Source organism: Providencia heimbachae ATCC 35613, assembly GCF_001655055.1.
Taxonomy (GTDB): Bacteria; Pseudomonadota; Gammaproteobacteria; order Enterobacterales; family Enterobacteriaceae; genus Providencia; species Providencia heimbachae.
On the sequence record NZ_LXEW01000048.1, the window covers coordinates 307,710 to 321,364 of the forward strand.

At 41.7% G+C, this 13,655-nt stretch carries 9 protein-coding genes; 3 read left to right on the plus strand and 6 right to left on the minus strand.

All coding sequences use genetic code 11. The features are described from left to right. Positions 1–6 precede the first annotated feature (6 nt). Positions 7–1,449, minus strand: coding sequence for a catalase (locus M998_RS18195; RefSeq protein ID WP_197467560.1), 1,443 nt, complete (start codon positions 1,447–1,449; stop codon positions 7–9). Between the two features lie 460 nt (positions 1,450–1,909). Between M998_RS18195 and M998_RS18200 the strand changes: the two genes are divergently transcribed. Further along, a complete protein-coding gene (locus M998_RS18200; protein WP_068910174.1) occupies positions 1,910–2,452 on the plus strand; it encodes a YfaZ family outer membrane protein in 543 nt (180 codons plus the stop codon). A 353-nt stretch (positions 2,453–2,805) separates the two neighbouring features. Here M998_RS18200 and tyrP read toward each other — a convergent pair whose 3' ends face one another. Then, positions 2,806–3,954: a tyrosine transporter TyrP gene (gene tyrP / locus M998_RS18205; RefSeq protein ID WP_232007549.1), complete on the minus strand. Its 1,149-nt coding sequence runs from the start codon at positions 3,952–3,954 to the stop codon at positions 2,806–2,808. Between the two features lie 481 nt (positions 3,955–4,435). Between tyrP and M998_RS18210 the strand changes: the two genes are divergently transcribed. Further along, entirely contained in the window at positions 4,436–5,776 is a 1,341-nt protein-coding gene (locus tag M998_RS18210; protein ID WP_068444851.1) for an anaerobic C4-dicarboxylate transporter, read from the plus strand. A gap of 139 nt (positions 5,777–5,915) precedes the next feature. Here the strand turns inward: M998_RS18210 and yfaE are convergent, their stop codons facing one another. From yfaE to ubiG, 4 genes are all read right to left on the minus strand, one after another. Further along, positions 5,916–6,179, minus strand: a complete 264-nt coding sequence (gene yfaE / locus M998_RS19380; RefSeq protein ID WP_073890227.1) for a class I ribonucleotide reductase maintenance protein YfaE — start codon at positions 6,177–6,179, stop codon at positions 5,916–5,918. A gap of 2 nt (positions 6,180–6,181) precedes the next feature. Continuing rightward, positions 6,182–7,318 carry a class Ia ribonucleoside-diphosphate reductase subunit beta gene (gene nrdB / locus M998_RS18215; RefSeq protein WP_068444850.1) on the minus strand — a complete coding sequence of 379 codons (1,137 nt, stop codon included), beginning with the start codon at positions 7,316–7,318 and terminating at the stop codon, positions 6,182–6,184. Positions 7,319–7,329: 11 nt separating this feature from the next. Next, positions 7,330–9,621, minus strand: coding sequence for a class 1a ribonucleoside-diphosphate reductase subunit alpha (nrdA, locus tag M998_RS18220; RefSeq protein ID WP_068444847.1), 2,292 nt, complete (start codon positions 9,619–9,621; stop codon positions 7,330–7,332). 336 nt (positions 9,622–9,957) lie between these two features. Further along, on the minus strand, positions 9,958–10,677 hold the full coding sequence (ubiG, locus tag M998_RS18225; protein WP_068444845.1) for a bifunctional 2-polyprenyl-6-hydroxyphenol methylase/3-demethylubiquinol 3-O-methyltransferase UbiG: 720 nt from the start codon (positions 10,675–10,677) through the stop codon (positions 9,958–9,960). A 283-nt stretch (positions 10,678–10,960) separates the two neighbouring features. On the opposite strand from ubiG, the gene gyrA reads away from it, so the two are divergent. Further along, positions 10,961–13,573, plus strand: a complete 2,613-nt coding sequence (gene gyrA / locus M998_RS18230) for a DNA topoisomerase (ATP-hydrolyzing) subunit A (RefSeq protein WP_068444842.1) — start codon at positions 10,961–10,963, stop codon at positions 13,571–13,573. Positions 13,574–13,655: the final 82 nt, after the last annotated feature.

Below are 13,655 nucleotides of genomic sequence, written 5' to 3' on the forward strand. Positions count from 1 at the left end.
TCAAGTTTATTTTAACGCGTTTAATGCTTTCTCAACGCCAGCACCATATTCAGGGTGCACCTGTTTAAATAACTCAATTTGGCGTATCTGCGTGGTTTCTGTTGCGTCAATCAGTTCGCTTGCAATTCGCTTAAACATGCGTTGATGCTCCGCATCATCCAATAATTCATAAAGCGCACGTGGCTGGCTGAAATAATCACCATCTTCACGATGGTTCCAGTGATCAGCCGCACCTTCAATGGATAATGGCGGTTCACTATAATCAGGCTGTTCTTGGAATAAGCCGGCTTCATTTGGTTCATAGGTGACATTATTGCCGCTATTACCATCGATACGCATTGCGCCATCACGATGGTAATTATGGAATGGGCAACGTGGCGCATTTACCGGTATTTGATGATGGTTCACACCTAAGCGATAACGATGTGCATCACCATAAGAAAATAGGCGGCCTTGCAGCATTTTGTCTGGTGAGAAACTGATACCTGGAACAACATTCGCAGGGCTAAATGCGGCTTGCTCTACATCAGAAAAATAATTATTAGGATTACGATTTAATTCAAAATAGCCAACATCTATTAATGGATAATCTTTATGTGGCCAAACTTTAGTGAGGTCGAAAGGGTTATAAGGTACTTTTGAGGCATCACTTTCTGGCATGACCTGAATTTGTAAATTCCAACGCGGATAATCTTTATTTTCAATCGCGGTAAATAAATCGCGCTGAGAACTTTCACGGTCTTTACCAACAATCGCTTCGGCTTCTTCATCCATTAAGTTCTGGATACCTTGCTGGCAACGGAAGTGAAATTTCACCCAAAAACGTTCATTGTTGTTATTGATAAAGCTATAAGTGTGGCTACCAAATCCATGCATATAACGATAACTTTGAGGTATCCCTCTGTCGCTTGCATCAATGGTTAACTGGTGTAAAGATTCAGGCAACTGTGAGAAGAAGGCCCATTTGTGTTCCATTGTACGCAGGTTAGTGCGGGGATCACGTTTTACAACGTGGTTTAAGTCTGGAAATTTCAAAGGATCACGGAAATAGAAAACAGGGGTATTGTTACCCACCATGTCCCAGTTGCCTTCCTCAGTATAAAACTTAAGGGCAAAACCACGAATATCACGTTCAGCATCTGCAGCACCACGTTCACCAGCCACAGTAGAGAAGCGTGCGAACAAATCTGTTTTTTTACCGACTGCAGCAAAAATTTTTGCACGTGTAAATTGAGTAATATCGTGGGTTACTGTGAAAGTGCCGAATGCGCCTGAGCCTTTTGCGTGCATGCGACGCTCTGGAATAACTTCTCTGTCAAAATGGGCGAGCTTCTCTAAAAACCAAACGTCCTGTAACAACATCGGGCCACGTTTACCTGCTGTCATAACATTATTATTATCGACAACTGGCGCACCAGAGGCGGTAGTTAGACCTTTTTTTTTCATCATAATGCTCCATTGTTTTATATCCATCATGAGCCAAACTACGCAGAGGCTGACCAAATTTCGGGTTTATCAATACTTAGATTGAATCACTTAGGGTATAGAGTTATTGACTACACAAAGTTAATTTAAAAGTTATAATTTTGTAAAAATACATATTAAATACTACAATTAGCTTGTAAATCATTATAGTTAGTATTGAATTAATAATCTAATTAGATTGACCAATCACTGCAATTAATCATGATTGACGCTTTTTTAGGATGTGGAAAATACGGTGTGAATTTCATGGGAAATCAATATCTCATTGAGATCACTGAACGTAACGTGCTTTTATTCGGCTAGTTTAGTAAATGTTGGTAAGAATGACTGAGAATCGATTCCAAATCGCGTAGTATCTGCAGGTAACTATGTTTTAGTGTAACAGCTTTAATGTAATTGTTTTTATGTCATAAGGATATTAATGATGCGCAAGGTTCTTCTATTCGTTGCAGCAACATCCACTTTTTATATGGGTGCAGCACAAGCAATTTCAGCCAACGTCACCGCCGGTGAACACTTTACAGAATTGAGTGGCGGGTTCGGTACTCAAGGTGCTGGTCTAGCGTTGAACGGCTCATGGGCACGTAGCGATCATAATGGTCAGTTGGGTAGCCTTGGCGCCACATTTGGTTTACCGCTAGGTCCTTTCTCTGCTTACGCAGGGGGGAAAGCACTATTTTTATCACCAAATGATAATAGTGACGGCGCAGCATTGGCTCTAGGTGGTGGTTTAAGCTGGCAAGCACTGCCATCGCTAAGCATTTATGGTGAAGCTTATGGTGCACCAGAGTCATTTACTTCAGGCAGTAAATCCTATGTCGAAGGTAAAGCCGGTGCGCGTTACACCGTATTTAAACCATTATCAATCGATGCGGGTTATCGCTATATTGAAATGAAAGGTTCTCATAATAATAGAAATGAGAAGTTGGCGGATGGGTGGTATCTCGGAGCAGGCCTTTCTTTCTAATTTTTCGTCATATTTCGCGTTGTAGCGTTGTTGGCTGCGTTCGGCCGCTCGGGTCACATACTTATGTATGCTCCCCGAGGATCCTCACTAGCCGCCTAGCTACAACGCGAACTATTTTGAAAAATAATATCATGTCTATTTATCTTATCTTACGTTGCAGCGTTGTTGGCTGAGCTCGGCTACCTTAGTCACATACTTATGTATGCTCCCCGAGGATCCTCACTAGCCGCCTAGCTACAACATGAACTATTTTTAAAAATAATATCCTGTCTATTTGTCCTATTTCAAAATAAAAAAACACCCAAAGCGGAAGTTTTAGGTGTTTTTTATTGGTTCAAATATCAGTTTGAGGTTTAGCCTACATTAGGTAGGTATCCGGCAACTATCGAGAATTGGATTGCAATCACTGCGAAACCACACATTAGGACAAGGGCTAAGATAGGGAAACCACCTTTAACTTGATATTGGCCTTTAGATTCTACCTTGCGAACTCGCATAGTTAGCAATGCGGGGATAATTAAGGCTAAAACAGAAAGGGCAACAGCGGCATAGGTTAATGCTTGCACAAAACTGCTGTAGAATAGGGCGGCTAACAGTGGTGGAATGAAGGTCAGCAAACCAGTTTGAATGCGACCAACAAGACTATTACTACGCTTAAATAAATCCGCAAGATAATCGAATAGACCTAAAGCCACTCCCAAGAATGATGTCGCTAAAGCTAAATCCATAAATAAGCTGACGGCAACGTTTACTCTTGGTGTCGCAACGACATCGCGAATCGCTGTCAATAGGCCATTTAACCCAGACTCTTGGGCTAAAATACCGAGGAATGTGCTTGATGGAATTGAGCCTAGAGTGGCAATTTGCCATAAAATATAAGCCACTAATGGAATTGCACTACCTGTCAGAAAGATCATGCGCAGTTTACGCACATCGCCATTCATATAATTAACTAAACTCGGTACGCTACCGTGAAAGCCAAAAGAGGTGAAAATAACAGGTACAGCGGCAAGGAGTAGGCCTTTTTCGATCGGCATGGTACTTAAGTTTACTGCTTCTGCGTGTGGCATCATGACCGCAAGCATGATAACTAAAAAAATAGTTTTTGCAGTAAATAGAATTCTATTAATAAAATCAACAGAGTGTGTACCGATACAAACAACCGCACCACCAATAATTGTAAATGAAATTATTGCGGTGTTCGTTGAAATGTTGAATCCCCACCAAGAAGATAGGCTATCAGAGATCAAAACGCCTGCGCCACCAATATAGGCGGTGGTTAAAGCATACATCAACAATAGCATACTTAACCCAGTAACAACTTGGCCAACAGGACCTAGATACTTTTTAGCGATCGTACCAAGTCCCATATTTGCGGGATTATGCTGATATACTTCAACCAGTAATAATGAGGTATAGCTCATCAACATCCATAAGCCGATAAGCAAACAAACAATACCAGTGAAACCTACACCCGCAGCGGCAAGTGGCATTGCCAACATCCCTGCACCTATTGTTGTTCCTGCGACGATCAAAACACTGCCAAGCGTCCTATTTTTCACAAATTCCTCTGATTGAATTCGACTTATTAATTTGCCAAGCAGATTATGCGATCATGCCTAGGCTGTCAAATGTAAATTACATAGAGTGTAATGATAAGTTTACATTAAAAATAGATGATAATAAATATCGATAGAATTTGAAAAAGCGGAAAGATAAAAAGACAGATAGATTATGAATTAAAATAATTAAAGGTAAATTTAAGGAAAGGATTATGTTAATGAAAGTGATTTAATTATATGATTTTTCAGCTTTTTTAATATAACAGAACAGTATGTCAGCTACTTAAGATAAATTTTGTGACAAACCCGTAAAAAAGATTTTAAAAATAAAACTAAATTCATTTTTAAATTATCATAAATCAAATTAATGCTTTTGTATCATCCCGATAATGTATGGAAACATATATAAAAGGATGGAACTATGGACTTTATGATTCAACTCGCCATTATCCTCGTTTGTTTGTTCTACGGAGCAAAAAAAGGTGGAATGGCTCTGGGGCTTTTAGGTGGTGTCGGCCTCGTAATACTTGTTTTTGGGTTTGGTATTCCTCCAGGAAAACCGCCTGTTGATGTTATGCTTGTCATTATCGCTGTTGTTGCAGCATCAGCAACATTGCAAGCATCAGGCGGTTTGGATGTCATGCTACAAATTGCAGAACGACTACTACGTAAAAATCCGAAATACATCTCTATTGTTGCACCTTTTGTCACCTGTATCTTAACCATGTTGTGCGGTACTGGGCATGTTGTGTATACAATTTTGCCAATCATCTATGACGCAGCAATCAAAAATGATATTCGACCAGAAAGACCAATGGCCGCCAGTAGTATTGGTGCGCAAATGGGGATTATTGCCAGCCCAGTTTCTGTTGCCGTGGTTTCCTTAGTTGCGATGTTAAACGGGGTGACTATTAATGGTCAGTCCCTTGAATTTCTTGATTTATTAGCGATTACCATTCCATCAACACTACTGGGTATCTTAGCTATCGGTATTTTTAGTTGGTTTAGAGGTAAAGATCTCGATAAAGACCCTGTGTTCCAAGAGTTTATTTCAGTACCTGAAAACCATGACTATGTATACGGCGGTAGCGTGACACTGTTAAACACCAAATTGCCTAAAATCAATTGGGTGGCAATGTGGATTTTCTTAGGTTCAATTGCGGTGGTGGCAATCCTCGGTGCATTTTCTGAACTTCGGCCTCTGGTAAATGGCAAACCATTATCGATGGTTCTTGTCATTCAGATGTTTATGCTATTGGCCGGTGCGTTGATTATTATTGTCTGTAAAACCAATCCGGCACAAATTTCAAAAAATGAAGTTTTCCGTTCAGGGATGATAGCGATTGTTGCAGTGTATGGTATTGCGTGGATGGCTGAAACCATGTTTGGCGCGCATATGGATGAAATCAAAGGCACTTTAGGTGCGCTAGTCAAAGATTTCCCATGGGCTTACGCAGTAATTCTGTTATTAGTTTCTAAATTTGTAAACTCTCAAGCGGCTGCACTAGCTGCTGTCGTACCGATTGCACTTGGTATAGGGGTTGACCCCGCATACATTATTGCATCAGCACCTGCGTGTTATGGTTACTATATTTTACCGACTTACCCAAGTGACTTAGCGGCTATTCAGTTTGACCGTTCAGGTACCACACGTATTGGTAAATATGTTATCAACCATAGCTTCATCTTACCGGGTCTTATCGGGGTTGGTGTTTCTTGTGTGTTTGGTTGGGTGTTTGCAGCATTGTACGGTTATCTATAAAGATACCCGTCATACTTCAAGTTGCAGGGGATTAGTTGCCTAACTGCAACTCGAAATCTATTTTATAAGCAAAAAACGATTGCTTGAGTTATCAAAGCAATCGCTTTTTATTGTTAGATATACAGTATTACTAGCGCCACTACTCGATTTCAATATCGGAAAGCGGATGGCAGCAACAGGGTAATATCTCACCCTCCTGAACATAGGCTAAAGGCTTCTGTTTGTATCCAACCTTTCCCTTTAATAATGTTACACGGCAAGAGCCGCAGTAACCTTCACGACATTGGTATTCGACCGGAATACGGCTGTCTTCAAGGGCGTCGAGTAAGCAGGAGTGCGTTTCAGTATGGAAGGGTATTTGTACACCCTGCGTTAATCGCAGGGTGACTGTATGACTTGCCATAATTAGAGTTGGAAGTCACTTAAATCGTCGGTATCAACTTGTGAGTCAATTTGTCCGACTAAGTAAGAGCTAACTTCAACCTCTTGTGGTGCAACCTGAACGTTATCAGAGACTAGCCATGCATTAATCCAAGGAATTGGATTTGAGCGGCCTTCAAATGGCAGCTTCAGACCAACGGCTTGCATACGAATATTGGTGATGTATTCTACATATTGGCACAGAATGTCTTTATTCAATCCAATCATTGAGCCTTCGCTAAATAAATATTCAGCCCACTCTTTTTCTTGCTCAGCCGCATCAACAAATAATTGATAGCAATCTTGTTCGCACTCTAATGCAATCTCTGCCATTTCAGGATCGTCTTGACCTGAACGTAGCAAATTCAGCATGTGCTGCGTACCGGTAAGATGTAGTGCTTCATCACGCGCAATCAACTTGATGATTTTAGCGTTGCCTTCCATCAATTCGCGCTCTGCGAAAGCAAAAGAGCATGCAAAACTGACATAAAAACGAATCGCTTCTAGCGCATTAACACTCATCAAACACATGTACAATTGCTTTTTCAGCGCACGCAGCGAAACGGTAACTTGTTTACCATTGCAGGTATGCGTGCCTTCACCAAACATGTGGTAATAATTGGTCATTTCTATGAGTTTGTCATAGTAAGCCGAAATATCTTTAGCACGTTTGAGGATCTCTTCATTCTCAACAATATCATCGAAAATAATCGATGGGTCATTGACGATATTACGAATAATATGCGTATAAGAACGTGAGTGAATAGTCTCTGAAAATGACCATGTTTCAATCCAAGTTTCTAACTCAGGAATTGAAATCAGTGGCAGTAATGCCACGTTAGGGCTGCGACCTTGAATAGAGTCAAGCAGCGTTTGGTATTTTAGATTACTAATAAAAATATGCTTTTCATGATCAGGCAACGCGTTGTAGTTGATACGATCGCGAGACACATCCACTTCTTCTGGACGCCAGAAGAAGGAGAGTTGTTTTTCAATCAGCTTTTCAAAAATAGGGTATTTTTGCTGATCGTAACGCGCTACGTTAACGGGTTGGCCGAAAAACATCGGCTCAAGCATTTGGTCATTTTTTTTCTGAGAAAAAGTAGTGTATGTATGTGACATAACCATTCCTATTAAATTTTACACGCGCCGCCTTCACAATCGGAATCCGCTGACTCAACAACTTCTTCCAGATCGCCTTGAACATCTTCCGCGCCATCGCGAGTGTTATGGTAGTAAAGTGTTTTCACACCAAACTTATAGGCGAGCAATAAATCTTTTAGTAATTGGTTCATTGGTACTTTGCCGCTCGGGAAATGAGTTGGGTCATAATTTGTATTTGCCGAAATCGACTGGTCGATAAATTTCTGCATAATACCAACGAGTTGTAAATAACCGCTGTTTGATGGCATTTGCCATAATAGCTCGTAAGCACCTTTAAGGTTTTCGTAGTCAGGAACAACTTGACGTAAAATACCGTCTTTAGATGCTTTAATGCTGACATAGCCACGTGGTGGCTCAATACCATTGGTCGCGTTAGAAATCTGTGATGATGTCTCTGAAGGCATCAAAGCAGACAATGTTGAGTTGCGCAGGCCATATTGTTGAATATCGCGGCGAAGTGTTTCCCAATCATAATGTAGAGGTTCATTGGTTAAACTATCGAGGTCTTTTTTATAGGTATCGATAGGTAAAACGCCTTGTGAATAGGTCGTTTCATTAAACCATGGGCAAGCACCTTGCTCTTTGGCTAATTCATTTGAGGCTTTCAACAGATAATATTGAATTGCTTCGAATGTTTTATGTGTCAGATTATTTGCACTGCCATCTGAATAACGAACACCATGCTTCGCGAGATAATAAGCGTAGTTGATGACACCAATACCTAGAGTACGACGCCCCATTGAGCCTTTTTGCGCGGCAATAATGGGATAATCTTGGTAATCAAGTAACGCATCAAGTGCACGAACGGCAAGAACCGCTAATTCTTCTAACTCATCAAGGTTTTCTATCTTACCTAGATTAAATGCGGATAGCGTACACAGGGCAATCTCACCATTTTCATCATTGATATTATTTAATGGCTTAGTCGGTAGTGCAATTTCTAAACACAGGTTAGATTGACGAACCGGTGCAATCTCAGGATCAAATGGACTGTGTGTATTGCAATGGTCAACGTTCTGGATATAGATACGGCCTGTAGAAGCACGTTCTTGCATCATCAAAGAGAATAGCTCGACCGCTTTAACGCTAGACTTACGAATATTTTCATCTTGTTCATAGCGAACATATAAACGTTCAAATTCATTTTGGTCAGCGAAAAATGCGTCATACAAACCCGGAACATCAGAAGGGCTGAATAGGGTGATATTTTGGTTTTTAATCAAACGCTCATACATCAATTTGTTGAGCTGCACACCATAGTCCATATGGCGGACACGGTTACCTTCAACGCCACGGTTGTTTTTTAGCACCAGTAAGCTTTCAACTTCTAAATGCCAAATTGGATAGAACAGTGTGGCTGCTCCACCACGAACGCCACCTTGCGAACAAGACTTGACCGCAGTTTGGAAATGCTTATAAAAAGGAATACAGCCGGTGTGGAAAGCTTCACCACCACGAATTGGGCTACCAAGTGCACGAATACGACCCGCATTCACACCAATTCCCGCACGTTGCGAAACATATTTCACAATCGCACTTGAGGTTGCATTGATAGAGTCTAGGCTGTCACCACACTCAATCAGTACACAAGAACTAAATTGGCGTGTTGGTGTGCGTACCCCCGCCATGATTGGCGTAGGCAGAGAAATTTTAAATGTAGAAACGGCATCATAGAAGCGACGGATGTAATCGAGGCGAGTTTCTTTTGGGTAATGAGAAAACAGACACGCAGCAACAAGAATATATAAAAACTGCGCGCTTTCGTAAATTTCGCCAGTGACACGATTTTGAACCAGATATTTTCCCTCTAATTGCTTAACGGCAGCATAGGAAAAATTCATATCACGCCAATGGTCAATAAAACCTTCCATTTGCTCGAACTCTGCTTCTGAGTAGTCTTCCAGCAAATGCTTATCATATTTGCCCATTTCAACGAGGCGTTTGACATGTGTAAATAAAGTTGGTGGCTCAAACTGACCATAGGCTTTCTTGCGTAAGTTGAATATCGCAAGACGAGCTGCAAGGTATTGATAGTCTGGAGTGTCTCCGGTTATCAGGTCAGCAGCAGCTTTGATCATTGTTTCATGAATATCAGACGTTCTGATCCCATCATAAAACTGAATCTGTGAACGTAGCTCCACTTGAGAAACAGATACGTTACTTAGGCCTTCAGCTGCCCAGGTTATTACCTTGTGGATTTTATCGAGATCGATGCGTTCTTTATGTCCATCACGTTTTGTGACTAACAGACTCTGGTTCATGAGCAAGTACACCTTGGTTGGACTACAAAATAGCATAGCGTAAACATAAAAAAGCGCATGCTTTAATAACATGAGTCTTGTGGTGATATGTTTAGGTTTACTACTACATGTAGTGGTTTGTTGATTTTACAATAACAAGATAATGTTAATACGCGATTTTAGCAAGTGTACAGATCGGGTGGATCTTGTGGATAACAGTTTGGATAAGAAAGGTGATCATGTCGGTAAGCTGCATGGTAAAAGGAACTAATAAAAAATAGACTTCCGACATGAGGATTAAAATTAATTTTGTAAAATGAGACCGTTTGCTGTTTTCTTAAACGTACCGCTTGCTATTTATGCGCTTACGGTATGTAACATATAATTCACATCAACATTCGGGCCTAACCAGAATCTATCTGTCAGCGGATTAAGATGTAACCCAATGATATGTTTGTCTTTTAATTGCGTTTTATCCATCCAGCTGATTAACTCTGATGGGCGAATGAATTTTTTCGCGTCATGGGTACCTTTTGGTACAATTTTCATGACATATTCGGCTCCTACAACAGCCATCAACCATGCTTTTTTATTGCGATTAATTGTTGAAAAAATGACATGTCCACCGGGTTTAACCAGTTTAGCACAGGCTCTCACCACTGATTCAGGGTCTGGGACGTGTTCTAACATCTCCATACAAGTAACAATATCATAGGCTTGAGGGTGTTTATCGGCGTGTTGTTCAACGGTTTCTTGAACATATTCAACGGGAATACCTGATTCAAGAGAATGCAAACGCGCAACCATCAAAGGTTCTGCGCCCATATCGAGACCGGTTACAGTGGCACCTTCGCGGGCCATACTTTCCGATAAAATTCCGCCGCCACATCCCACATCAAGTATTTTTTTACCAAATACACCGTCTACACGCTGCATGATATAGCCTAATCGGAGGGGATTGATACGATGTAGGGGGGCAAATTCGCCTTCAAGATCCCACCAACGTGAAGCAATGGCTTCAAATTTTTCAATTTCTTGCTTATCAACGTTTAGATACGCTTCTTGGGTATCATTCATGAAAGGGCTCCTTTTTCTTATACCGAGTTGTCCTGCCTAACGGGAGGTAACGCAAGCAATGCAGTAACTGTTGTTTGTAATTAACGCGCGGTGTTATGGCGAATAATAAAGCTTTTTAACAACGATTATTTGATAAATAGACAAGTTTCGGACATGTAAATTAATTTTCGACTATTATACATAGCTTAAAAGACAAATACTCACTTCTCTTATTTTTATTAAATTGGCGAATTGTGGTATAGTTCTACTCTTTGAATCCGAAGTTATGAGGGACAGTGGTTCCATGAGCGAGATTGCCAGAGAAATCACACCGGTTAATATCGAAGAAGAGCTTAAACGTTCGTATTTGGATTATGCAATGTCCGTTATTGTCGGGCGTGCGCTTCCAGATGTTCGAGATGGACTGAAGCCGGTACACCGCAGAGTACTCTTTGCGATGAATGTATTGGGAAATGATTGGAATAAACCCTATAAAAAATCTGCCCGTATCGTCGGGGACGTCATCGGTAAATACCATCCACATGGTGATAGCGCGGTTTACGAGACGATTGTTCGTCTTGCACAGCCTTTCTCTATGCGCTATATGCTGGTGGATGGCCAAGGGAACTTTGGTTCGGTTGACGGTGACTCCGCAGCTGCAATGCGTTATACGGAAATCCGTATGGCAAAAATTGCCCATGAAATGCTGGCTGATCTTGAAAAAGAAACCGTCGACTTCGTTCCAAACTATGACGGAACAGAGCAAATCCCAGAAGTTATGCCTACTCGAATTCCTAGCCTATTAGTGAATGGTTCGTCGGGTATCGCGGTCGGGATGGCAACCAACATTCCTCCCCACAACTTAGGGGAAGTGATTAGTGGCTGCCTAGCTTATATAGAAGACGAAGATATTAGTATCGAAGGCTTGATGGAGCACATTCCGGGACCTGATTTCCCAACTGCTGCGATCATAAATGGCCGTCGCGGTATTATTGATGCTTATCGTACAGGCCGCGGAAAGGTATATATCCGCGCACGTGCAGAAGTTGAAGTTGATGAGAAAAATGGCCGTGAAACTATCATCGTTCACGAAATTCCTTATCAAGTGAATAAAGCCCGTTTGATTGAAAAAATCGCCGAGCTAGTCAAAGAAAAACGAGTTGAAGGTATCAGTGCACTGCGTGATGAGTCTGATAAAGACGGTATGCGTATTGTTATTGAAATCAAGCGTGACGCAGTGGGTGAAGTTGTTTTAAATAACTTATATTCATTGACGCAATTGCAAGTTTCTTTTGGTATCAATATGGTTGCCTTACATCAAGGCCAGCCTAAAATTCTAAACCTAAAAGATATTATTGCTGCCTTTGTGCGTCACCGCCGTGAAGTGGTAACACGCCGTACTATCTTCGAATTGCGTAAAGCTCGTGATAGAGCCCACATCCTTGAAGCGCTTGCCGTTGCATTGGCAAATATCGATCCAATTATCGAATTAATTCGCCAAGCGCCAACACCGGCCGAAGCGAAAGCGGGTTTAATCGCGCGTTCATGGAAACTCGGCAACGTTGCAGCCATGCTTGAGCGTGCGGGTGATAATGCGGCTCGCCCAGAATGGTTAGAAGATCAATTTGGTGTCCATGATGGGGAATATTACCTAACTGAACAGCAAGCCCAAGCCATCCTCGATTTACGTCTACAAAAATTGACGGGTCTTGAGCATGAAAAATTACTGGATGAATATCGCGAACTTCTTAAACAGATTGAAGAGTTACTGTTTATTTTAAGAAACCCTGAACGTTTGATGGAAGTCATTCGTGAAGAGCTTGAACTGATCCGTGATGTTTATAATGATGCTCGTCGTACCGAAATTACTGAGAATACGGCTGACATTAATATTGAAGATTTAATCAACCAAGAAGATGTGGTTGTTACCTTATCTCACCAAGGTTATGTAAAGTATCAGCCTCTGACTGATTACGAAGCACAGCGTCGCGGTGGTAAAGGTAAATCGGCAGCACGTATTAAAGAAGAAGACTTTATTGACCGCTTGTTAGTGGCAAATACTCACGACACTATTTTGTGCTTCTCTAGCCGGGGTCGTTTGTATTGGATGAAGGTTTATCAATTACCAGAAGCGAGCCGTGGTGCACGTGGTCGTCCTATTGTCAACTTGCTGCCTCTAGAGCCAAATGAGCGTATTACTGCCATTTTACCCGTACGCGAGTATGAAGAAGGTTATTATGTCTTCATGGCTACCGCGAGTGGTACGGTGAAGAAAACAGCTCTGCAAGATTTCAGTCGCCCAAGAAGCGCGGGTATTATTGCCGTTAATCTTAACGAGGGTGATGAACTCATTGGTGTTAACTTAACTAATGGTTCAAATGAAGTCATGCTGTTCTCTGCGCTTGGTAAAGTTGTCCGCTTTGCTGAAAATGCGGTTCGTGCTATGGGACGGACCGCAACGGGTGTTCGCGGCATCAAACTCGCGCAGAATGATAAAGTGGTTTCACTGATCATTCCGAGTGGTGAAGGCCATATCTTAACAGTGACTGAAAATGGTTACGGTAAAAGAACGGAAGCAGCAGAATATCCAACTAAATCTCGTGCGACCCAAGGGGTTATCTCAATTAAAGTGAGTGAGCGCAACGGCCATGTTGTTGGCGCAATCCAAGTGGATGACACTGACCAAATTATGATGATAACGGATGCGGGAACACTGGTTCGTACCCGTGTTTCTGAGGTCAGCGTGGTTGGGCGTAATACTCAGGGTGTCACCTTGATTAGAACAGCTGAAGATGAAAAAGTTGTTGGTTTGCAGCGTGTCGCTGAGACGGAAGACGACGATATTACAGATGAAAACGCTGATGAAAATGGCGCAGATGATGTAAGTTCTGAAACTGATACTGATAATCAAGAATAGCTCTAGTAATAATACTCTGTGCAAACGGGCGGTTTTCCGCCCGTTTTTCTATGTGCGCCGAGCATGGCGCGTAGCGCCTTGA